The organism is Moorella naiadis (nom. illeg.), from assembly GCF_051020825.1.
Classification (GTDB): Bacteria; Bacillota; DSM-521; order Neomoorellales; family Neomoorellaceae; genus Neomoorella; species Neomoorella naiadis.
This window is the reverse complement of the sequence record NZ_JAXGFQ010000010.1, coordinates 23,129-44,923: the sequence shown is the minus strand read 5'-3', so window position 1 is coordinate 44,923 and position 21,795 is coordinate 23,129. Positions and strand designations below refer to the sequence as shown.

The following is a 21,795-nucleotide window of genomic DNA, read 5'->3' as shown; positions in this document are numbered from 1 at the left end:
ATATCAAGGAACGAGAACCGAATTACCCACGGAGAAGGGGGGAGAGCGATGCGCACCGGTATGGGTCTTAATCTGGAACAGACGCAGAGGCTGATCATGACGCCGGAACTGCGCCAGGCTATTGTTGTCCTGCAACTCTCCACCCTGGAACTGGCCGACTATATCCAGCAGGAACTCCAGGAGAACCCGGTGCTGGAGGTGCGGGACGACGGCGAAGCTGCGGCCGGCAGTGAGGTAACGGAGGATAATGACTTCGACATCGACTGGCAGGAGTATTTCCAGGACGGCAGTGACCTGGGGTATATCCGCGAACCCCGGGAGGAAAGGGCGGAATGGTCGCCGGAAAACTACCTCGCTGGCCAGCCTACCCTGCAGGATCACCTGTTGCTCCAATTACAGATTGCCGCTAAATCCCCGGCCCAGCTGACAATCGGCAGCTTCCTTATCGGCAATATGGATGCCAATGGCTATTTAAAAATCGGCCTTAAAGAAGCTGCCGACCTGTTAAAGCAACCCCAGGCCGCCGTCTGGGAGGCCCTGGACCTGATCCAGCATTTTGATCCCCCGGGGGTGGGTGCCCGGGACCTGGCCGAGTGCCTGCTTTTGCAACTGCGGCAACGGGGGGAAGCCCCGGCGGGTACGGAGAAGATTATTCGCAGTTTTTTACCGGACGTGGCCGAGGGGCGCCTGACGCGTGTCGCCCGGCGCCTGAACCTGACACTGCCAGAGGTGCAGGCGGCGGTAGATTATATCCGTTCCCTGGACCCCAAACCGGGCCGCGCCTTTGGCGGCGGCCAGGATAACCGCTATATCGTGCCTGACGTCATTATTGAACGGGTGGGGGAGGAATATGTAGTCCTGGTTAATGATCTGGCCATGCCCCGGCTGGGGGTCAACCCCGTTTACCAGGCCCTCATGCGCCAGGAGGCCCCCTGCGATCCCCAGACCAGGCACTTTATTGAAAGTAAGCTCAATGCCGCTGCCTGGCTGATTCGCAGCCTGGAGCAGCGCCGGTTGACGGTGTACCGGGTAGTAAGTTGTCTGGTCAAGGAACAGCGGGAGTTTTTAGATAAAGGCCTGAAATATCTCAAACCCCTAACCATGCGCCAGGTAGCCGCTACCCTGGGGATCCACGAATCTACCGTCAGTCGGGCAACGGCCAACAAATATGTCCAGACGCCCCAGGGCGTTTTTGAGCTAAAGTTTTTCTTCGCCAGCGGCGTCGAGAAGCAGGGGGGCTCTGTTACGGCGGAGAGCATCAAAAGGATGATTGCTGAAGCCATCCGCCAGGAAGACGTCAAGGCACCCCTGACGGATCAGCAGCTACAGGAAATCCTCGAGCAGCAGGGCATCCGCATCTCCCGGCGGACGGTGGCCAAGTACCGGGATGAAGAGGGCATCCCGGCAGCCGGAAAAAGAAAACGCTATTAGTAATTAGCAGGAAGGATTTTGGCGATTTTTGTTGAATAGATAGTGTCTAATGGTACAACCAGGGCCGCTGGTAGACTGGGCACCTGCTGCTGGTCTTCATAAAAAAACCCGGATTTAGATATAATAGCAGCAGGTATCAGGCCTGTGGCAGTATGGCAGGGTCCCAGGCCTGGAACCGGCCGTGGCGCCGGCCGGATTTAGGGACCAGAATGTTTAAAATGAGGTAGTTTAAATATGGGAGGGGCTAATCCAGCAAGGATTAACTCCTGCTGTACAACCATAAAGGAGGAGTACATAATGGCAGTTAAAGTAGGTATCAATGGTTTCGGGCGTATCGGTCGCCTGGTTTTCCGGGCTTTCCTGGAAAAACCCGAACTGGAAGTAGTAGCGATCAACGACATCACCGATGTTAAGACTAATGCCCATCTGCTCAAGTATGACTCGGTCCACGGGCGCCTGGACGCAACCGTTGAGGCCCGGGAAGGAGCCATAGTCGTCAATGGGCGCGACATTAAAGTCCTGGCCGAACGCGATCCGGCCCAGCTACCCTGGAAAGACCTGGGGGTAGAGATTGTCATTGAATCAACGGGTGTCTTTACCGATGCCACCAAAGCCGCTGCCCACCGCCAGGCTGGTGCTAAAAAGGTCATCATTACCGCTCCGGCGAAAAAGGAAGATATTACCATCGTCATGGGCGTCAACAATGACAAATACAACCCGGCCCAGCATAATGTCATTTCCAATGCCTCCTGCACCACTAACTGCCTGGCGCCCATTGCCAAGGTTCTCCACGATAACTTCACCATTAAACGCGGCCTCATGACCACGGCCCATTCCTACACCAACGACCAGCGTATCCTGGACCTCACCCATAAAGACCTGCGGCGGGCCCGGGCCGGCGCCCTCTCCATTATTCCCACCACCACCGGTGCGGCCAAAGCCATCGGCCTGGTCCTGCCGGAGTTGAACGGCAAGCTGAATGGTTTCGCCATGCGGGTACCCACCCCCAATGTCTCGGTTGTCGACCTGGTGGCCGACTTAGAGAAGCCGGCTACGGTGGAAAGCATTAACGCCGCTATGAAGGCTGCCGCGGAAGGCCCCATGAAGGGTATCCTGGGGTACTGTGAAGAACCCTTGGTTTCCCGCGACTTCAATGGCGACCCACGTTCCTCCATTGTTGACGCCCTATCGACCATGGTCATCGACGGGACCCTGGCCAAGGTCGTTTCCTGGTATGACAACGAGTGGGCCTACTCCAAACGGGTTACTGACCTGGCGGCTTTCATCGCTGCCAAAGGACTCTAAAAGGGGCGGTCGCCGCGAGGCGACCGTTTCGTATGCCGGGGGAATCAGGGTAGCATAATAAGGGAACGGGTAGCACAATTGGGCAGAAGCTTATTTCCACAGGAGGTGCATGCTGAATGGCCAAGTTAACTATCAAGGACCTGGATTTGCAAGATAAAAGGGTCCTGGTGCGGGTTGATTTCAATGTCCCCCTGGAAGACGGCCGGGTTACCGATAACACCCGGATCCGGGCCGCCTTGCCCACTATCGAGTACCTGCTAAACCACGGCGCCCGGGTAATCCTTATGTCTCACCTGGGTCGGCCCAAGGGCAAGGTCAAGGAAGAGCTGCGGCTGGATCCGGTAGCTAAAGAACTGGAGGGGCTCCTCCACCGGCCGGTACATAAGGTGAACGATTGTATTGGTCCCGAGGTGGAGGCCGCCGTGGCTGCCCTGCAGCCGGGAGAGGTCCTGCTCCTGGAGAACCTGCGCTTCCATCCTGAAGAAGAAAAGAACGATCCTGCTTTTGCCCGCCGGCTGGCCGATCTGGCCGATATTTACGTTAACGACGCCTTTGGTGCCGCCCACCGGGCCCACGCCTCCACCGAGGGCGTAGCCCATTACCTGCCGGCGGCGGCCGGTTTCCTGCTGCAAAAGGAGATCGAGACCCTGGGTAAGGCCCTGGCCGACCCGGAGCGTCCCTTTGTGGCCATTATCGGTGGGGCCAAGGTGTCCGATAAGATTAGCGTTATCCGCAACCTCCTTGATAAGGTAGATACCCTGATCATCGGCGGCGGCATGGCCAACACCTTCTTAAAGGCCCAGGGTCATGCCATGGGTAAATCCCTGGTGGAAGAGGATCAGGTGCCCTTGGCCGGGGAACTGACCCAGCTGGCCGCCCGGCAGGGCGTCCAACTGCTCCTGCCCCGGGATCTGGTGGTGGCCCGGGAGTTTAAGGCTGATGCCCCGCACCAGGTCGTAGCCGTTAACGCCGTACCCGACGACTGGCTGGCCCTGGATATCGGCCCGGAAACGGCCCGGGCCTATGCCGGCGCCCTGGCAGGAGCCCGCACCGTCGTTTGGAACGGCCCCATGGGGGTCTTTGAAATGGAGCCCTTTGCCCACGGCACCGAGGCCGTGGCCCGGGCGGTGGCCGCCGTTGACGGCATGACCATCGTCGGCGGCGGGGATTCGGTCGCAGCTGTAGAAAAGATGGGCGTAGCTGATAAGATTAAGCACATTTCCACCGGCGGCGGCGCCTCCCTGGAGTTCCTGGAAGGCAAGGCCCTGCCAGGGGTAGTCGCCCTGGCGGAGAAGTAATTAGGGACCGGCTACCTTAACTCTAAATACTGCCTGCCCCCGGGGGAACCGGGGTCACCTTGGGCAAGGGAGGAATTAAATTGCGCCGACCGATTATTGCCGGCAACTGGAAGATGCATAATACTACGGCAGAGGCCCGGGATCTGGTCACCCTGTTGCGGCCCCTGGTAGGCAAAGCCGGGGCTGAGGTGGTGGTCTGCCCGCCCTTTACGGCCATAGCGGCTACTGTTAACGCCGCCTCCGGCTCTAATATCTCCGTGGGGGCCCAGGACCTTTTCTGGGAGGATAAGGGGGCCTATACCGGCGAGGTATCCGGGCCCATGCTCCGGGACCTGGGCTGCCGTTATGTCATCATCGGCCATTCCGAGCGGCGCCAGTATTTTGGCGAGACTGATGCCACGGTAAATAAGAAGCTTTTGGCTGCCTACCGTAATAAACTGCTCCCCATTGTTTGTGTCGGCGAGACCCTGGCGGAGCGGGAGGCCGGTCACGCCCTGGAGGTTGTCGGCCGCCAGGTCCGGGAAGGGTTAAAGGGCCTGGAGCCCGATCAAGCCCGGGACTTGGTAGTGGCCTATGAACCTGTGTGGGCCATTGGCACCGGCAGGACGGCCACAGCCGCCGACGCCCAGGAGGTTATCGCCTTTATCCGCCGGACCCTGGCTGAGATGTACGGTGAGGTGGCCCGGGCGATCCGGATCCAGTACGGTGGCAGCGTCAAACCGGGCAATATTGTTGAGCTCATGGACCAGCCGGATATTGACGGGGCCCTGGTAGGCGGGGCTAGCCTGGACGCCGTTTCCTTCGCGGCCATTGTCAACTACGATGAAAAATAGGGAACCGCACCACCAGGCTAACTATTACTGGCCCGGCCGGCGCTGCCTATCTACAGCAAAAAGCTGGTGAGCGGGAGGCGGGTCGTTCATGGGAACGCCCTGACAAAAACTAGGAATGGGAGAATTTAGTTTGGTTAATGCTAAGCATCCGTTAATGTTGATGATCCTGGATGGCTTTGGCCTGGGGCCGGAGGGAGCCGGTAATGCCATCAGCCAGGGCCGGTTGCCCAATTACCGCCGTTTGTTGGCCGGGTATCCCCATACCCAGCTCCAGGCCTCCGGCGAGGCCGTGGGCCTGCCGGCCGGCCAGATGGGTAATTCGGAAGTCGGCCACCTGAATATGGGCGCCGGCCGGATTGTTTACCAGGAGCTAACCCGCATCAGCAAGGCCATCCGGGACGGCTCCTTCTTTACCAACCAGGTCCTGGTAGGGGCCGCCCGTTCGGCCCGGGAACGGGGTGGCGCCCTGCACCTTATGGGTCTGGTTTCCGACGGTGGCGTCCACAGCCACCTGGACCATCTCTATGCCCTCCTGGACCTGGCCCAAAAGGAGGGGCTGGAAAGGGTATATATCCATGCCTTCCTTGATGGCCGCGACGTCCCGCCGGCCAGTGCCGCCGGTTATCTGGAGCAGGTGGAGGCCGAGTGCCGGCGCCGGGGTACTGGTGCTATAGCCAGCATTATGGGCCGCTACTACGCCATGGACCGCGACCGGCGCTGGGAGCGGACGGAACGGGCCTACCGGGCCCTGGTGGCCGGTGCCGGGCACCAGGCGCCTTCCGCCGGCGAGGCCATCCAGGCCTCCTATGCCAAGGAGATTACCGACGAGTTCGTCGAACCGGCGGTAATCACCAGGAATGGCAGGCCCCTGGCGGTAGTGCAGGATGGCGACAGCGTTATCTTCTTTAATTTCCGCGCCGACCGGGCGCGGCAGTTGACCCGGGCCTTTGTCGATCGCGATTTTGAACCTTTTAGCCGGCCCGACGGGCGCCTGGATATCGAGTTTATTTGCCTGACCCAGTATGATGTCACCATCCCGGCGCCGGTAGCCTTCCCACCCCAGGTTTTAAAGAACGTCCTAGGGGAGGTCATCGCTGCGGCCGGTATGAAGCAACTGCGTATTGCCGAGACGGAGAAGTACGCCCACGTCACCTTCTTCTTTAACGGCGGCATTGAAGAACCCTTCCCCGGGGAAGATCGGGTCCTCATTCCGTCGCCCAAGGTGGCCACCTATGATCAAAAGCCTGCCATGAGCGCCCGGGAGGTCACCGCTGCCGTCCTGGAACGGCTAGATAAGTACGATCTCATCGTCCTCAACTTTGCCAACCCCGATATGGTCGGCCATACCGGCGACCTGGCGGCAGCCATCGTCGCCGTGGAGACGGTGGACGAGTGTCTCGGCCGTATCGCCGCTGCCCTGGCCGAGCGCCAGGCCCCTTTGCTCCTCACTGCCGACCACGGCAACGCCGAGGAGATGCGGGAGCCAGACGGTGAACCCCATACCGCCCACACCAGCAACCTGGTACCCTTTATCCTGGTTGATGAGCGCTACCGGCAGGCTTACCTGCGCGCGGGAGGCGCCTTGCAGGACGTAGCCCCCACAGTGCTGCAAATCCTGGGGCTGCCCCAGCCGGCGGAAATGACGGGACAGAGTTTGCTTGTAAACTTGTAAAATAGCAGGGCAACTTAACAAAAAATCACCGCCTAGGGACTAAAAACTTCACCATCGGACCAAGAAGGCTGGAGCCAGGCTGGAGCCAGGAAGAAGTAACTGCCAGTCGAGATGTTTTCTTTATGGATGATGGATCCTGATGCGGTCTAATATAATGGGAGGTGCCTTTAGCCTATGACTACTATCAGCGATATTTACGCCCGGGAGATCCTCGATTCCCGCGGCAACCCCACCGTTGAGGTTGAAGTCTTCCTGGAAAGCGGTGGCTTCGGCCGAGCGGCCGTGCCCTCAGGGGCTTCCACCGGGGCCTATGAGGCCGTCGAGCTGCGGGATAAGGATGAGAAGCGCTTCGGCGGTAAGGGTGTTCTGGATGCCGTCAACAACGTCAACGCCATCATCGCCTCGGAACTGGTGGGATCCGACGCCCTGGACCAGCGGGAGATCGACCGCCAGCTCATTGAGTTGGACGGCACGCCCAATAAGGGCAAACTGGGGGCCAACGCCATCCTCGGGGTATCCCTGGCCGTGGCCAAAGCGGCAGCCGATGCCCTGGGCCTGCCCCTCTACCGCTACCTGGGCGGGGTCAATGCCCATACCCTGCCGGTGCCCATGATGAACATTTTAAATGGCGGCAAGCATGCCGATAATAACGTCGACATCCAGGAGTTTATGGTCATGCCCGCCGGCGCCAGCGACTTTGCCAGTGCCTTGCGGATGGGCGCTGAGGTCTTTCACAGCCTTAAAGCCGTCCTTAAAGGCAAAGGCCTGAATACCGCCGTCGGCGACGAAGGCGGCTTCGCACCCAACCTGAGTTCCAATGTTGAAGCCATCGAGGTTATCCTGGAGGCCATCAACAGAGCCGGCTATGAACCGGGTAAGGACTGCTTTATCGCCCTAGACCCGGCCGCAACGGAACTCTATAAGGACGGCAAATACGTCTTTGCCGCTGAAGGGGTCACCCGTACCAATGAGGAGATGATTGATTTCTATGCCGGCCTCGTAGAAAAGTACCCTATCATCTCCATTGAAGACGGCCTGGCCGAGGACGACTGGGAAGGCTGGCAAGCCCTCACCAAACGCCTGGGTCATAAAGTCCAGCTGGTGGGCGACGACCTCTTCGTCACCAACACCGAGCGCTTACATCGCGGTATTGAGAGCGGCGCGGCCAACGCCATCCTCATCAAGGTCAACCAGATAGGCACCCTGACGGAGACCCTGGAGGCCATTGAAATGGCCAAAAAGGCCGGTTATACAGCCGTCGTCTCCCACCGTTCCGGCGAGACGGAGGATACCACCATCGCCGACATCGTCGTCGCCGTCAACGCCGGCCAGATCAAGACCGGTGCCCCCTCCCGTACCGACCGGGTGGCCAAGTACAACCAGCTCTTGCGCATCGAGGAAGAATTGGACGCCGCTGCCCTTTACCCGGGCTTGAAGGCTTTCTACAACCTGAAGAAGTAGCATCCTTTAGGAAAAAGAAACCCCGGCGTGGTAAACCATGACCGGGGTTTAATATATCCTCAGAACCATCCCTTGCGCCGGAAGAAGAAGAGCATCACCCCGGCCAGGAGGGCCATGACCCCCAGGACAACAAAATAGCCGTAACGCCACTCCAGCTCCGGCATATAGTGAAAGTTCATGCCGTAGATGCCGGCGATGAGGGTCAGGGGCATCATGATGGTGGTGATAACCGTCAGCACCTTCATAATTTCATTGAGGCGGTTGGAGGTCAGGGAGAGGTAGATTTCGACAGTTGAACTGGCCAGATCGTGAAAGGTCTCCACCTGGTCGATGAGGCGCAGCATTTCGTTATAGATGTCCAGGAAGAAGACGCGGTTTTCCTCCTTAACCAATTTGAATTCGGGGTAGGCCAGCAGGTTGATAATATCCCGCTGGGCACCGAGGATTTTGCGTAGTTTAATGGCCTGGCGCCGCATCGTAAAGACCTGGTTTAAGATCTGGCGGGTGGGCCGGCGGAAGACTTCCTCTTCCAGGTACTCGATTTTGCCTTCGGTACGGTCAAAGAAGGTAAAAAAGGTCCCTGTCAGGGGCTCCAGCAGGCTGTAGAGGATAAAATCAGCGCCTTTCTGGAAAAGCTGCGGGTCCTGGCGGTAATGTTGCCAGAGCTGATTAAGAAACTCTAGCTCTTCCTGGTGCACGGTGACAATAAACCCGGGACCGAGAAAGACGTTGAGGGCGCCAGTCAGGGAGCGCTGGTGGGGTTGGACACAGCGCAGGGTAAGAAAAGCGTAGTCTTCATACTGGGCCATCCCCGGCCGGTAGTGGGGATGGCGACAATCGTCTACGGCCAGGGGATGGAAGTGCCAGAGGGATGTTAGTAGCTCCAGCTCCTCCGGGGTGGGCCGGTTGAGGTCCAGCCAGACATAACCTTCTACATGGCGGGGTTGGCAACCAGGGGGCAGGTTTTCCAGGAGTCCCCGGGCCGGATCAAAAATTAAGAAACGCTGCATCTCAATCACCTGGAGTTGGTTTACCTTTAGTTTACCACAGGAGGGGCTGTCAAGTACCGGGTTGGTGGCTGTTTTCCCTGATAATATTGTTCCGGCGGGAGCCCGGGTGTTAGAATAAGATAGCTAATTAATTAAAATCACGGGGGTAGAGAAACTTGTCGAGGCGCACTGCAGGCATAGTTTTCCTGGCCATCGCTGCTTTCCTCCAGGGAATTCACTACCTGGTGGCTGCCATCTTTAGTTCAGGAGTATCATCATAGAATAGAGAATTGTTTCGGGCTATGCTCGGCTATACGGCGCCCGGCCTTGCCGCCTGGATCGCCCTCGCCCTGGCAGCCGGAATCGTTTACTTATTATAGGCGGAGATTGAGGTATGGCGGCAAAAGAAGTAATGACAGGGTTGACTTCTGCTATATACATCGGCACTTCCGGCTACAGCTACCGCGACTGGCTGGGTTACTTTTACCCGCCGGGGCTAGCGGCCAGGGAGATGCTGCCTTACTATGCCCGCGAATTTAACTTCACGGAGATCAACTCCTCTTATTATACCCTGCCGCGGCCCCAGAACCTGGAGCAAATGGCCCGCCGGGTGCCAGGGGACTTTATCTTCGCTGTCAAGGCCTACCGCACCCTGACCCACGACCGGGGGGAGAGCGTTGCCGGTGACAGCAAACAATTCCGCCAGGCCCTGCAGCCCCTAATAGATCGAGGCCGCCTGGGAGCCGTCCTGCTCCAGTTCCCCTATTCCTTTCACAATAACCAGGCCAACCGGGGGTACCTGGTGCGCTTACGGGAACTCCTGCCCGGCCTGCCCCTGGTGGTAGAATTTCGGCAGGCCGGCTGGATCCAGGATGCCGTCCGGGACTTTTTGGCCCACTACGAAATAGCCTATACCTGCGTCGATGAGCCGCAGCTGCCCGGGTTGCCGGGGCGGGCCGTCTACTGCACCGCCCCCCTGGCTTATGTCCGCTTCCACGGCCGTAACGCTGCTAAATGGTGGCGGCATGATGAGGCTTATGAGCGCTACGACTACCTGTACACAGCGGCCGAACTGAAGGAGTGGCTGCCTGGCATCGCCTACCTGGCCGACCAGGCCCGCCAGGTTTTCGTAGCCTTTAACAACCACTACCACTCCCAGGCAGTAACTAACGCCCGGATGCTCAAGGAACTGCTGGCCGGTGGGGGGTAGTTAGAACCCTGCTGGCCTGGATTTTATGCCTCGTGCCCCCACCATAAAGGAATTAGTGGCCGGGGGTTAGAGGGTTAACCCAGTATTCCTTAGGAGACGTAAAAATAGAGCTTGCCATTCTCCACGGTGCAGGCAAGGCGCCCTTCGTCCTTCAAGTAGCTGATAAAGGCCGATAGGCTGGCCAGGTTAAGGAAGTACTGGGGTACGTCCATAGTCATATCCTCCAGGATGGCCACCTGAGCCAGTAAATCTTCCCGGGTCAGGGGCTGGGCCAGGAGGTCCAGAAGCATCTCCAGGCAGTTGTTTATCTGGCGGCGGTTTTTTTCCAGTACCGGCGCCGGATCAATAATAACCTCCCGCCCGTGGGCCGGCAGCAAGAAAGGAATATCCATACCGGCCAGGGTTCCCAGGGTAGCCAGTTCGGCCTTGATATCCAGCAGGAAAGGTACAGGATACTTGGCCAGGGTGGCCGGATCATAGACGGCATCGCCGCAAAAGAGAACTCCATCCGGGGTAAGGAAGGCCAGGTGCCCGGCAGTATGCCCCGGCGTGGCCAGGACCTGGAGGTGCTGATCCAGGAGTTTCAGTGGCCCCGGCGTAATGGTCAAATCAACTGCCGCCGGCCGGGCGAAGAGGAGGGGTACTTTAATCTCGTCAAAGGGATTGGCCCCGTAAAGGGCAGTTGTGCCCAGGAGGTTATTCTCCATAAAAGGCTTTTCCAGGGGCGAAGCCAGGATCTCCAGGCCAGGGTAGAGTTCCTTCAACAGGGAATGGGCGCCGAAATGGTCGGCGTGGCCGTGGGTGGTCAGGAGGTACCGGGGTTTGAGGTCATTACCGGCCAGGACCTGGCTGATTTTATGGGCAATTGTATTGTTGATGCCGGAATCAATTAACAGGCAATAACCGCTTTTAGTAGTGAAAACGCCGGCATTGGTGGCGCCGGGAATATAGTGGGTGTGACCATGAATCTTGATCAGTTCCAATACTATCGTTCCTTTCCTGGTGACACTGCCTGTTCTTCCGCAAACAGGGTTCTACCGGAAATGATCCCCCTGAAGTTTCCTACAGGCTGGTGGGGCAGGCTCCAGTGGTGCCTGGCAGGAACCTGGCGCTGAGGTTGTTTGGTGCAGGGGTTTCAGACTCACTGCTCTATTATAATCGCCGAGTGGAAGACAGGGTAGTCCCCTGGAACGCCAGAAGGGCATAAAAAAAGTGCCTGCCGGCACTCAGTCGTTGATGGAGATAAAGTTTTTACAGTAGCCGTCAGCATTTCGCGGCGGCCAGGCGCGACAGCAGTAATGGTTGTTTAAACAGTAGATACACTCGACCTGGTCACAGGGGATACCGTTGCCGTAAACTCCGGGGAGACCGTTCATAATCTGTTCCTGCTCAGGAAGGATATTTTTAATTCCCGCGTGACTTACTTCCTGAAACATGGATAAATCTCCTCCCTCCGGATTTTCTAGGGTTATTGTATCATGTATACAGGATTTTTTAAAACCGGTTTCTTGGTTACTGGGAACGATTTGGTAGACTTTTCAGGTCAATCTCTCTTCCTGGCAGCACGGGAGGCAGGTTTTTATTTAATTTGCGCCAGGCAACTTTTTCTTGCTTTACCCCAGCTTTTTTTGTTAAAATTAAGGCTGCAGGTAGTGCAGCCAGGGGGTGAAAATTTTGCTGCATACAATTATCCTGATTCTCGATATACTGGTGGCCCTGGGGTTGATAGCCACAGTCCTTTTGCAGTCAGGCCGCAGTGCTGGGATGTCCGGTGCCATTGCCGGCGGTGCCGAAGCTATTTTCGGTAAAAAAAAGGGCCTGGATGATTTCTTGGCGCGGATTTCAGCCGTTCTAGCGGGCATATTTATCGTGTTTACCCTGCTTCTATCGATTATATGATAGTATATGATAGTATATGATAGTATATGAGGTGTTGACGGGCAATAATGCCCAATTTTTTTAGGTTGCGAGGAGATGGGAATCAATGGATCAAGAAGCAGCCCGGAAGCTCATGGCAAGGCACGTCAAAAATAAAAACCTGCGCAAGCACTGCCTGGCAGTAGGGGCCGTCATGGCTGCCCTGGCCCGGCACTTTGGCGAAGATGAAGAAAAGTGGGCTGTAGCCGGCTTGCTCCATGACATCGATTATGAGGAGACCAAAGAGGAACCGGACCGTCACAGCCTGGTAGGGGCGGAGATGCTGGCCCGGGAGGGCCTGCCGGAGGATGTAATCTACGCCGTTAAGGTCCATAATGAACGCCATGGTCTGCCGCGGCAGGATCGTCTGAGCAAAGCCCTTTACGCTACTGATCCCCTAACGGGGTTGATTGTCGCTGCGGCCTTGATCCGCCCGGAGAAAAAGCTGGCCATCGTCGACGTACCATTTTTACTTAATCGCTACCAGGAAAAATCCTTCGCCCGCGGGGCCAACCGGGAGACCATGGCCGCCTGCAGCGAACTGGGGCTGACCCTGGAGGATTTCTTCCACATTGGCCTGGAGGCCATGCAGGGGATAGCCGCGGAACTGGGATTATAAAATTACTATACCCGGTGGTACGCCGGGTATTTTTTTAAGGCCGAGTGGTTGCATAATACATAACGAGGCCTGAAGATCGGAAGCCTTATTTTACACCCCTCCGTGGGAAGCCGACCCCGGGCGGCCGGTACCCTTTGCCGGCCAGGCAGGTACCCACATCGGTAATTACTCAGATTGGCACGGGGAGCAATCTATGGCACCTCGGCCAGGCAGCGTAACGCCAGGTGGGCAACCGAGCCGGGTAGCTCCCAGGTAACGGGCGTAGAATGAAAGATCGCAATCTCGAGAGAAAGGGAATTTAAATGGACCACGAAGAACTACTCACCATGATGCGGGCCCGGTCCTACCGGCCCCTGACGGCGGCGGAGTTAATGACCGCCCTGGGGATAGATGACGATGACGCCGGGGCTTTCCGGGAATTCCTATATTCTCTGGAACAAGAGGGTTTAATCGTCCGTACCAGGAAGGATAAATACGGCCTGCCGGAAAAGATGGATCTGGTCAGCGGCCGCCTCCAGGCTTCCGCCAAAGGTTACGCCTTTGTAGTTCCCCTGGAAAAGGAGCGCGAGGACTTATATATCAGCGCCCTGAATATCAACGGCGCCATGCATGGTGACCGGGTCCTGGCCCGGGTGCTCCCCGGTACCGCCATCGGCGGCCGCCGCCGGGAAGGAGAGATTATCCGCGTCCTGCAGCGGGTCAATAAGCGGGTGGTGGGGACCTTTGACGCCACCCGCAACCTAGATTTTGTCATTCCCGACGACACCCGGCTGCATCAGGATATAATAATCCCTGCCGGGGCCTCCCTGGAGGCCAGGGACCGGGATAAAGTTGTAGTCGAGATCACCCGCTGGCCCGAGGCGCGGCGCAACCCCGAGGGGCGGATCATCCAGGTCCTGGGGCAAACTGGTGCGCCCGGGGTGGACGTTTTAAGCATTATCAAGAAATACGGCCTGGAGCCAGAATTTCCTCCGGCGGTCCTGCAGGAGGCGGCAGCGATCCCGGAAGGGATCGCCCAGGAGGAACTGGCCCGCCGCCACGACCTGCGGGACTGGCGCTTGGTGACCATTGACGGCGCTGATGCCCGTGACCTGGATGATGCCGTTTCCCTGGAGTTACGGCCGGACGGCAGCTACCTGCTAGGAGTCCATATTGCCGATGTCAGCTTCTACGTCCGGGAGGGCAGGCCCCTGGACCGGGAGGCCTTTAACCGGGCAACGAGTGTTTATTTCGTCGACCGGGTTATTCCGATGCTGCCGACCAGGCTCTCCAATGGGATCTGCTCTTTAAATGCCGGCGAAGACCGCCTGGCCCTGACGGCCCTGATGACCATTACGCCGGCGGGCAGCATTGAGGCCTATGAGCTCTTTCCCTCGGTGATCAGGGTGCGGGAGCGCATGACCTATGACGACGTCCGGCGCCTCCTGGAGGAAAAGGTTCCGGAGCTCACGGAGCGCTACTGGGAACTGGTGCCTGATTTTAGGAACATGGCCCGGCTGGCGGCCATCTTGCGCCGGCGACGCCGGCGGCGGGGCGCCATTGACTTCGATTTCCCCGAAGCCAAAGTAAAACTGGATGACCAGGGGCTGCCGGTGGCCATTATCCCACGGCAGCGGTCGGTAGCTGAGGGCCTGATCGAGGAGTTTATGATTGCTGCCAACGAAGTGGTGGCCCGGCACCTCTACGAGCTGGCGGTGCCCGCCGTTTACCGGGTGCATGAAGAGCCGGCACCGGATAAACTGGAGGATCTAAATCGCTTCCTGGCCTTTTTCGGCTTCCACATCAAACCCAACCGAGAAGGGCGGGTTAAGCCCCGGGCCTTCCAGGAGATCCTAAAGGCTGTCAAGGGCCGGCCGGAAGAACGGGTCATCAGCATGGTGATGCTGCGCTCCATGATGCACGCCCGCTATGCTGGCGACTGCCTGGGCCACTTCGGCCTGGCTTCCACCTATTACTGCCACTTTACCTCACCAATCCGCCGCTACCCGGACCTGGTGGTCCACCGCGTTCTCCGGGAAACCTGGTCTCCCCAGGGTATAACAGCAGAGCGGCTGGCGGAGCTCGACAACCTGGTGAATCTGGCTGCCGTCAAGGCTTCGGAGAGGGAGAAGCTGGCCGAAGAGGCCGAACGGGAATCCCTGGATATGAAAAAGGTCCAGTATATGGAGCGCCATGTAGGCTCGATCTTTACCGGGGTCATCAGCGGGGTGGTACCCTACGGCTTCTTTGTAGAGCTGGAGAATACCGTGGAGGGTCTGGTCCACGTCTCGACCCTGACGGACGATTATTACCACTACCAGGAAGATCAGCTGACCCTGGTCGGCGAACATACAGGCAGGTCCTTTCGCATTGGCCAGCCGGTAGAGGTGGTAGTTACCCGGGCGAATGTCGAAGCCCGCCAGGTGGATTTTGAATTAGCAAAATCAGATACTGAAGCGCCTGATGCCCCGGGCGTTAAGACCGGGGGCCTGCGGCAAGGAATTAGCGTCCGGGCTAAGGGGGGCGAAACCACCGGGGCTAAAGCCGGAAAGAGAAAATCCGGGCCAGCTGGCGCTAAAGCCCGGAAAAAAAGAGCTAGATCGGCTGTTGGCAAGGCTGGAGGGAAGGAGCCCGGGCCTATCCGGGACTATGATCCGTCCCGCAGTAAGGGTAAGTCCCGGGGTAAACGGAATAAAACTCCCCGGCCGCGTTAATAATAGTTATATCTTATTTGGGAGGAGGTTCTCTTATGCCCCAGCGGGTAGCAGTAGAGAGGGATCTCAGCGCCATTGGCGAGCACCTGGCCGAAAACGGCCTCCAGGTAGAGCGGCTAGATATAACGGATATGACACCAGAACGGCTGCAGGATTACGGCGCGGTCGTCATTAGCGGCCAGTCAACCAACTTTATGGGTATGGCTGACCTGAAGACCCGGGTGCCGGTCATCGAGGCGGCCGGCAAGACGGCCGACGAGATAACTTCCATGGTTAGGGAACACCTACAACTGTTGCATTAGGTAGAATTTGGCGACGCCTCTTGACGTCACCCCGCCGATCTGTGTTATAATAAAGTAGGCGGGAAAGCGAGTGTGACGCCTATGGGCCGCCAGGTTAAGATCGTGACGGATAATCGCCGTGCCCGCCACGATTATTTTATCGAGGAAACCTTTGAGGCCGGTATGGCCCTTACCGGGACGGAAGTTAAATCCCTGCGTAATGGCCGGGCTAATATCAAGGATAGCTACGCCCGGGTGGAAAACGGCGAACTGATCCTGCATGACATGCATATCAGCCCCTTTGAACAGGGTAATCGTTTTAACCACGAACCGCGGCGACCGCGGCGCCTGCTCATGCACCGATATGAGATCCAGCGCCTGTACGGTAAAGTCCGGGAAAAGGGGTTGACCTTAATACCCCTGAAGGTGTATTTTAATGAACGCGGCCGGGCCAAGGTGGAACTGGCTCTGGTCAAGGGAAAACGCCTCTATGATAAACGGGAAGATATCGCCGCCCGGGACGCCCAGCGGGAAATAGCCAGGGCTTTACGTGAGAGACAGAAAATCTAACCTGGGGGCGTAATGGTTTCGACGGGGGTGGCATTGGCAGTAGTAGCCAGGCGAGATCCCACCGGCTCGTTAAACGGTGGAACGGCTTTTAAGTGCCGACGATAATTTAGCTCTGGCTGCTTAGTTAATTAAGTAGCCCATCCGCCTGGTCCCGGCCTGCGGGGACGAGATGCGGGTGTCAAATCGAGCAGGCTACCGGCAAGGCCCCGGCCCGGGGGTCTGAAGGGAATATCAAGCGGGCTGGCCCACGGGTATCCGGTTTCCGGGAGACCTAAGGGCGAGATTTAAAACGGAAGCTATCCTGGTAGAAGCTACTGTGGGTGTACCTTCGGACAGGGGTTCGACTCCCCTCGCCTCCACCAGCCTTATCCGGAATTGGGGGATTAAATTTCAGGATTACCTCAATCCGATCTTGATATACAATAATTTTGTGGACTAAATGGTCCACTATTTTTTTACACTCAATGGGGTTATCCCTGTCTATAATGAATTTTAGGGTTCGTTGTAAATAATCCAGGACCATAACCTCAGTAAGCTGTAAACTGTTATTATTTATTTCCTCTAACCTGGCCTCTAGCTGGCTTTTTTCTGCCTTGTAAGCTTTAATTCTTTCGCCTGCTATACTTATATCTAATGCCCCGGTTTCTAAGGCCTCAAACAGTTTATTTATACGTTTTTGTACCTCATCTAATCGTTTTTCAATATATTTGAGTTGCTGTCTATTTTCCTGCTGTCTTTCCTTGGCTAATTCAACTACTTTTGTAGCCAGGTTTTTAAATTCTGCGGGGTTAAGTCGCCTTTCAATTTCATCAAACACATAGTTTTCCAGACCTTCCTTGCGGACAGCTTTATTCTGGCATTGGTGGGTCCTGATACGGTTATTACACTCATAGATATGATAACGTTTATTACCCCGGCCAGGGCGAGAGCTATTACCAACAAAAGCTGCCCCGCATTCCCCGCAAAAAACTTTTCCAGTGAGAATATAAATCACATTACCTTTTTGCCTGGGGCTCAGTACTTTACGTTCTTCCATTATCTTTTGCACCCTTTCAAATTCGGCTGGGGATATTATGGCCGGCATGGCTCTGGGGATGCGGATTATTTCTTCGGCATTTTTGCTGGCATGGTTGTTTCGCTTGCCAAACTTTTTGCTTGCCGCGCGGTTAAATATATAAGTACCAGTATACTTTTCATTTTTAAGGATATCGTGGATGGAGTTTTTAGAAAAAGGGTTACCTACCTTTGTCTTATAACCCTTTTCATTTAAGGCTTGAATAATTTTGCCATAGCCATAGCAATCGAGGAACATTTTAAAGATTAACCTGACTGCTTCAGCTTCTTTTTCGTTAATGCAATATGTACCTTCCGTAGTAACATCATACCCCAGGGGAGGTTTACCGCCTGTATGTTTGGCCTGGAAGGCTGTTTCCCTCATGCCCTTCATTACCTCACGGCCCAAATTCTTAGAATAATACTCAGCAAAGGCTTCTAGTACCCCTTCAAGTATCACACTTTCAGGACTATCATCTAGAGGTTGATCTACTGCAACAAGTTTAGCTCCTGCCTTTTGAATTTCCCTTTTATAAAACGCCGCATCATAACGATTGCGAGCAAAGCGGTCATATTTGTGGATAAGCACATAGTCTACTTTGATTTCACTTTTTAAATCGGCTATCATCTGCAAAAAGCTGGGCCTGTCATCTGTTGTAGCGCTTCTAGCTTCATCAGTATATTCCCTTATGATGGTTATCCCTTGCCTTTTGGCATATTCTTTTATAGCACGTATTTGGGCCAAGATACTTTCTTCCCTTTGATTATTACTTGAAAACCTGGCGTATAAGACGGCTTTCATGCAGAAACACCCTTTTCTTTTTCCAGGTATTTTAGCAAGGTATTTCTATCCATAAGTGTTACTCCTGTCCTTTTGGCTTCCTCTATTGCCTGTTCTGTAAAATACTGGTTAGTAATTATCATGGCATAATGACAATTATAATATTGCTTACCCCTTAAAGCTTCTCCTATTACTTTAGCCCCTACTCTTCCATTCCTGTTAGACAATTTTTTTGCTTGTACCGCTACCCTGGCTCCTCCAGAACCTATAAGAATAAGATCCGCACCGTGGTCTTTATACCCGCGTTTTAAATCAACCTTATAACCCAGGTGCTTAAATAAAGCCTTTAAACGGATCTCAAAGTCGCGGCCAGACATTTGGTCTATCTCTAACATTCCAGTGCTTTTTAACCTGTTATATCTAATGGTGTCTATTAGGTATTCAATAAAATACTTAATAATAAGGAGCATTAAAGGTATAGCCGAGAATTCCAATATAATCCATACTAATTGCATGATCATTTTAAAAGTGATTATTTGTCCCATGGGTATATCTTCCCTTTGGCCTTTATTACCACTTGAAATTATCTACAAAATCTAACATTTCCCTTATAGCTTTCATAAAATCGTCATATTTAGGGTTGCTTATCTCTAAGGTTTTACTTTGCCGCCATTCAGCTAACATTTTATGTGTCATGGCTTTATTCTGAATGCCTAATTCATCTAGACGGTTAATCATTGCTTCCCAGGAAACATCAAATTTTTCTTTTAGGTTTCCTAAAGCGGGAACACTGACAGGGGGGATAGCGTACATCCTGACCAATTTTTCAGGCATTAAAAATTCCCTAACAAAGATATTGGCTTCCCGGTCTAAAATGCTTAATTCTTGATCATTTAGGGAATTGCAGTCATAAGTCTGGAAGTGTTTAAGCACTATATGCGCCAATTCGTGGGTATAGGTCCAATTTATTCGGCCATCTGGCAGGTATATATTTATGTACACCTTATAACCTTCGGCAGGGTGATATGTAGTAAAACCTTCTTCTGTATCATCCGAGAAGTAATATAACTGGGCTAACTTTTGAACTATTTTTATAGCGTTAATAGGGAATTGATTAATACCAAGCCCATTAAGAAAAAAACGGGCAGTAGCTTTTGCGAAGGCAGCCCTTATCCTTATCGGTTTGATTTTATTCAATTCTTAGCTTCATCTCCAGGGCTAGGGTTCTTTATATTTGTAAGGCTGAAAGATTTTTAGTTTGTTATGCTTCACATATTCAAAGTCTTTAGGATTGGTGGTGTAGATGGGCAACCCCCTGGCGATAGCGGTGGCGGCGATATAACAATCCTCAACATGGTGCTCCCGGTATTCCGCCGACTGCCTGCTTAACAGGCCGGCTATTTTCGCTACTTTTGGGCCTGTCCCGATAATCTTGCAAAATACCGGTATATCTTCTAATATCCTTTTTTCTTCTTCAGGGGAAATATAGGGGTATTGGAGTAACTCTTTCAGGGTATGGACAGAAATAAATATGGGGGCCTCATTTTGAATAAAGCCCTCAATGAGCTTTGCCGCCTGTTGCGACAAAAAAGCCTGCCTTTTGTTCTTAGGCCTGGATCTTCTAAGATAGCGTAAATAATCAACGAGAATACCAGTATCTAGAAGGACGCCATTCATAACATTTATTCCTGATCAAAGAATGACGTATCTTTACAGGCCCATAGCCCTCGTACTCTCCTTGCGGCGGCCAGTTTTTCTTTTTTAGTGGGTTCCCTCTTTTTTATCACAAAGACAGTTTTAGCTGCTTTTTTGTTATCAATAACCCTTTTGGTTGTTTTCATGCTTTATCATCCTCTCTAATCTTCGGTGATAGCTTCAATTGCTGTTTCAATTATCTTGGCTATTTTTTTCCTTTCCTGGGCCGTGGGTTTTTTCCCGGACCTGCGCAGGACTTGTAATACTTCCGGCCAGTTTTCTTCTACAGGGTCCTTTTGTTGTAAAGAGGAAGTCTTATTCCGAAGTAAAAAATCAGTGGAACATTGAAGTATATTAGCAAGTTTAGCCAATATTTCTCCATCGGGTTCTCTTCTTCCAATCTCCCAAGAGGATACGGTTGACCTATTTACACCTATTTTTTTTGCAACATCCTCTTGAGTAAGACCTAGTTCTAATCGTTTTTGCTTAATTCGGTTGCCCAACATTGGGTACCCCTCCAAAAGTATTTTAATTATAATAGTGTCATATAGCAACTACCTGTGACGAAAAGACACCTTATTTTTATAAAATGCTTGACAAGTGTCATATGGGCACGTTATAATGTAAGTGTCAGTTAGACACGGGGGGTGACAAAAATGCGTATTCAATTGATAAAGGCACGAAAACAGGCCTTGTTTACCCAGGCAGAAATAGCAAATAGGTTAGGTATTGCAAGAGCCGCCTATGCTCATTATGAAAGGGGGAGTCGTACACCATCAATAGACATAGCCTTAAAAATAGCTAATATATTAGGGTGTAAAGTTGAAGATATTTTTTTATCTAATAATGTGTCAGATAGTCACCATGGTTATAACGGTACTGAAGGGTAGTAGTGTTAAAAGGCGGGAGAACTAAAATTCTTGCCGGCGATTATCAGTTTAATGAAATTGCAGCCACATCTTTTATACAGCGGCCATTTAGCATGGAAAGGTTAAATTATCTGGTTAATTTAAGCTCAACAACCTTACAGACCATTATAGCGGGATGTGAAAGTCCTGAAGAAGTCAGGTACGTTGTTCTTTTGATGCGTGGAGCGATTGAACTCTGGTATCCAGCAAAGAAATAGGGTTGTGATCAGGATGTACTTACTAAAAATAACGGCCAAAAGGGAAGGGCGCAAGCTTTCAACTATAAGCGAAGAAATCATTGAAGAGATACCAGATGATCCTTATTACCTCGATACCATTGCGGAAGTATGTTTCAACCATATGCAGAAACTGGGCCTTATTCCTGGGCAAAAGGAAGAGGCAGAACTTATAAGTTAGCTCTTTAACAAAATAATACCACTCCGATGCCTTAAATTTAGTCGATTAGAGGGATAAATAATGAAAATTCGTGATTACATCCTGGATGCTGTTTCTATTATTACCTTACTGGCCTCTACCTATATCTTGTTTTATATTATTGCTCCAAATTAAAAGGAGGCGGAATTATGTTAACTCAAGAAATGCAAGAAAGGGTTAGGGCAGAAGCATTGGAGCATATGCGTCGGGCCAATATGAAAGAGCATGTAGCTACCATTATGGCTGCGAGGGGTAAGGAAAAGTGGCCGGTGCGCATTACCTTAAGGGCCGGTGAGTATTTTGAGGTTAGCGGACGTTCTACTAGAATGGATGTTTACCTGGCTGAAACTAATAGCGGCTATCTGGTTAGTATTCCTAATTTCCAGCGTTGCGGCGTAGTCCCGGGCGATTGCAGCCTTTATGACGTTCAAGAATTTATTGGCATTGATAATAAAGTAGACGCTACAACTTTGGCCGTGGCGTTGAGGTATCTAATAGACAATGGGAAAGTTGAAAAATAGAGCTGATATAAGCATGTCCTACACTTACCATATATCTTTAATCCAAAAATGCAATCGATGCGGTCGTATTTTTCTTTTCTTGCCTCAATGCCGGCAGGTTATTACCCGAAAAGGCTGCGTTTA

At 53.6% G+C, this 21,795-nt stretch carries 25 protein-coding genes, 1 other RNA gene and 1 pseudogene; 17 read left to right on the top strand and 10 right to left on the bottom strand.

Annotation, left to right across the window (positions count from 1 at the left end; translation table 11 throughout):
• Positions 1 to 48: 48 nt before the first annotated feature.
• From rpoN to eno, 6 genes are all read left to right on the top strand, one after another.
• Positions 49 to 1,431 carry an RNA polymerase factor sigma-54 gene (gene rpoN, locus SDD30_RS08345; RefSeq protein ID WP_434074464.1) on the top strand — a complete coding sequence of 461 codons (1,383 nt, stop codon included), beginning with the start codon at positions 49 to 51 and terminating at the stop codon, positions 1,429 to 1,431.
• A gap of 297 nt (positions 1,432 to 1,728) precedes the next feature.
• On the top strand, positions 1,729 to 2,736 hold the full coding sequence (gene gap, locus SDD30_RS08340; protein WP_434074463.1) for a type I glyceraldehyde-3-phosphate dehydrogenase: 1,008 nt from the start codon (positions 1,729 to 1,731) through the stop codon (positions 2,734 to 2,736).
• Positions 2,737 to 2,852: 116 nt separating this feature from the next.
• Entirely contained in the window at positions 2,853 to 4,034 is a 1,182-nt protein-coding gene (locus SDD30_RS08335) for a phosphoglycerate kinase (RefSeq protein ID WP_434074462.1), read from the top strand.
• Between the two features lie 80 nt (positions 4,035 to 4,114).
• Complete coding sequence (gene tpiA / locus SDD30_RS08330) at positions 4,115 to 4,867, top strand: triose-phosphate isomerase (protein WP_434074461.1); 753 nt, start codon at positions 4,115 to 4,117, stop codon at positions 4,865 to 4,867.
• Positions 4,868 to 4,997: 130 nt separating this feature from the next.
• Positions 4,998 to 6,539, top strand: coding sequence for a 2,3-bisphosphoglycerate-independent phosphoglycerate mutase (gpmI, locus tag SDD30_RS08325; RefSeq protein WP_434074460.1), 1,542 nt, complete (start codon positions 4,998 to 5,000; stop codon positions 6,537 to 6,539).
• 174 nt (positions 6,540 to 6,713) lie between these two features.
• Positions 6,714 to 8,000, top strand: coding sequence for a phosphopyruvate hydratase (gene eno, locus SDD30_RS08320; protein ID WP_434074459.1), 1,287 nt, complete (start codon positions 6,714 to 6,716; stop codon positions 7,998 to 8,000).
• A 59-nt stretch (positions 8,001 to 8,059) separates the two neighbouring features.
• Here the strand turns inward: eno and corA are convergent, their stop codons facing one another.
• A complete protein-coding gene (gene corA / locus SDD30_RS08315) occupies positions 8,060 to 9,010 on the bottom strand; it encodes a magnesium/cobalt transporter CorA (protein WP_434074458.1) in 951 nt (316 codons plus the stop codon).
• Positions 9,011 to 9,383: 373 nt separating this feature from the next.
• On the opposite strand from corA, the gene SDD30_RS08310 reads away from it, so the two are divergent.
• Positions 9,384 to 10,199 (top strand): DUF72 domain-containing protein, encoded by an 816-nt coding sequence (locus SDD30_RS08310; RefSeq protein ID WP_434074457.1) that lies wholly within the window; start codon positions 9,384 to 9,386, stop codon positions 10,197 to 10,199.
• A gap of 89 nt (positions 10,200 to 10,288) precedes the next feature.
• On the opposite strand, the gene SDD30_RS08305 is transcribed toward SDD30_RS08310, so the two are convergent.
• The 3 genes from SDD30_RS08305 to SDD30_RS08295 form a co-directional block, all read right to left on the bottom strand.
• Positions 10,289 to 11,182, bottom strand: coding sequence for an MBL fold metallo-hydrolase (locus SDD30_RS08305; protein ID WP_434074456.1), 894 nt, complete (start codon positions 11,180 to 11,182; stop codon positions 10,289 to 10,291).
• 243 nt (positions 11,183 to 11,425) lie between these two features.
• Positions 11,426 to 11,635, bottom strand: coding sequence for a hypothetical protein (locus SDD30_RS08300; protein ID WP_434074455.1), 210 nt, complete (start codon positions 11,633 to 11,635; stop codon positions 11,426 to 11,428).
• 76 nt (positions 11,636 to 11,711) lie between these two features.
• Positions 11,712 to 11,882 carry a hypothetical protein gene (locus SDD30_RS08295; RefSeq protein WP_434074454.1) on the bottom strand — a complete coding sequence of 57 codons (171 nt, stop codon included), beginning with the start codon at positions 11,880 to 11,882 and terminating at the stop codon, positions 11,712 to 11,714.
• Between SDD30_RS08295 and secG the strand changes: the two genes are divergently transcribed.
• The 6 genes from secG (at position 11,874) to ssrA (ending at position 16,641) form a co-directional block, all read left to right on the top strand.
• Positions 11,874 to 12,098 carry a preprotein translocase subunit SecG gene (gene secG / locus SDD30_RS08290; protein ID WP_434074453.1) on the top strand — a complete coding sequence of 75 codons (225 nt, stop codon included), beginning with the start codon at positions 11,874 to 11,876 and terminating at the stop codon, positions 12,096 to 12,098. The genes SDD30_RS08295 and secG overlap by 9 nt on opposite strands.
• 85 nt (positions 12,099 to 12,183) lie before the next feature.
• Entirely contained in the window at positions 12,184 to 12,735 is a 552-nt protein-coding gene (locus SDD30_RS08285) for an HDIG domain-containing metalloprotein (RefSeq protein ID WP_434074452.1), read from the top strand.
• A 302-nt stretch (positions 12,736 to 13,037) separates the two neighbouring features.
• The gene (rnr, locus tag SDD30_RS08280; protein WP_434074451.1) at positions 13,038 to 15,428 is read left to right on the top strand and encodes a ribonuclease R; all 2,391 of its coding nucleotides are present in this window, start codon (positions 13,038 to 13,040) and stop codon (positions 15,426 to 15,428) included.
• 35 nt (positions 15,429 to 15,463) lie between these two features.
• On the top strand, positions 15,464 to 15,730 hold the full coding sequence (locus tag SDD30_RS08275; protein ID WP_434074450.1) for a YkuS family protein: 267 nt from the start codon (positions 15,464 to 15,466) through the stop codon (positions 15,728 to 15,730).
• A gap of 81 nt (positions 15,731 to 15,811) precedes the next feature.
• Positions 15,812 to 16,279: an SsrA-binding protein SmpB gene (gene smpB, locus SDD30_RS08270; protein ID WP_434074528.1), complete on the top strand. Its 468-nt coding sequence runs from the start codon at positions 15,812 to 15,814 to the stop codon at positions 16,277 to 16,279.
• Between the two features lie 3 nt (positions 16,280 to 16,282).
• Positions 16,283 to 16,641, top strand: a transfer-messenger RNA (tmRNA) gene (gene ssrA, locus SDD30_RS08265).
• Positions 16,642 to 17,093: 452 nt separating this feature from the next.
• Here the strand turns inward: ssrA and SDD30_RS08260 are convergent.
• From SDD30_RS08260 to SDD30_RS08235, 6 genes and pseudogenes are all read right to left on the bottom strand, one after another.
• Positions 17,094 to 18,134: pseudogene (locus SDD30_RS08260) on the bottom strand (recombinase family protein); the annotation flags it as partial.
• The gene (locus tag SDD30_RS08255) at positions 18,131 to 18,658 is read right to left on the bottom strand and encodes a restriction endonuclease (RefSeq protein ID WP_434074449.1); all 528 of its coding nucleotides are present in this window, start codon (positions 18,656 to 18,658) and stop codon (positions 18,131 to 18,133) included. The gene SDD30_RS08255 and the pseudogene SDD30_RS08260, both read right to left, overlap by 4 nt.
• Before the next feature lie 25 nt (positions 18,659 to 18,683).
• On the bottom strand, positions 18,684 to 19,310 hold the full coding sequence (locus SDD30_RS08250; protein WP_434074448.1) for an ImmA/IrrE family metallo-endopeptidase: 627 nt from the start codon (positions 19,308 to 19,310) through the stop codon (positions 18,684 to 18,686).
• Between the two features lie 21 nt (positions 19,311 to 19,331).
• Positions 19,332 to 19,790, bottom strand: coding sequence for a type II toxin-antitoxin system VapC family toxin (locus SDD30_RS08245; RefSeq protein ID WP_434074447.1), 459 nt, complete (start codon positions 19,788 to 19,790; stop codon positions 19,332 to 19,334).
• A gap of 5 nt (positions 19,791 to 19,795) precedes the next feature.
• A complete protein-coding gene (locus tag SDD30_RS08240) occupies positions 19,796 to 19,954 on the bottom strand; it encodes a hypothetical protein (RefSeq protein ID WP_434074446.1) in 159 nt (52 codons plus the stop codon).
• A gap of 15 nt (positions 19,955 to 19,969) precedes the next feature.
• Positions 19,970 to 20,314, bottom strand: a complete 345-nt coding sequence (locus tag SDD30_RS08235; RefSeq protein WP_434074445.1) for a helix-turn-helix domain-containing protein — start codon at positions 20,312 to 20,314, stop codon at positions 19,970 to 19,972.
• Positions 20,315 to 20,464: 150 nt separating this feature from the next.
• On the opposite strand from SDD30_RS08235, the gene SDD30_RS08230 reads away from it, so the two are divergent.
• From SDD30_RS08230 to SDD30_RS08215, 4 genes are all read left to right on the top strand, one after another.
• A complete protein-coding gene (locus SDD30_RS08230) occupies positions 20,465 to 20,698 on the top strand; it encodes a helix-turn-helix transcriptional regulator (protein WP_434074444.1) in 234 nt (77 codons plus the stop codon).
• 2 nt (positions 20,699 to 20,700) lie between these two features.
• Positions 20,701 to 20,934, top strand: coding sequence for a hypothetical protein (locus tag SDD30_RS08225; protein ID WP_434074443.1), 234 nt, complete (start codon positions 20,701 to 20,703; stop codon positions 20,932 to 20,934).
• A 13-nt stretch (positions 20,935 to 20,947) separates the two neighbouring features.
• Positions 20,948 to 21,133 (top strand): hypothetical protein, encoded by a 186-nt coding sequence (locus SDD30_RS08220; protein ID WP_434074442.1) that lies wholly within the window; start codon positions 20,948 to 20,950, stop codon positions 21,131 to 21,133.
• Between the two features lie 167 nt (positions 21,134 to 21,300).
• Positions 21,301 to 21,672: a hypothetical protein gene (locus SDD30_RS08215; RefSeq protein ID WP_434074441.1), complete on the top strand. Its 372-nt coding sequence runs from the start codon at positions 21,301 to 21,303 to the stop codon at positions 21,670 to 21,672.
• Positions 21,673 to 21,795 lie beyond the last annotated feature (123 nt).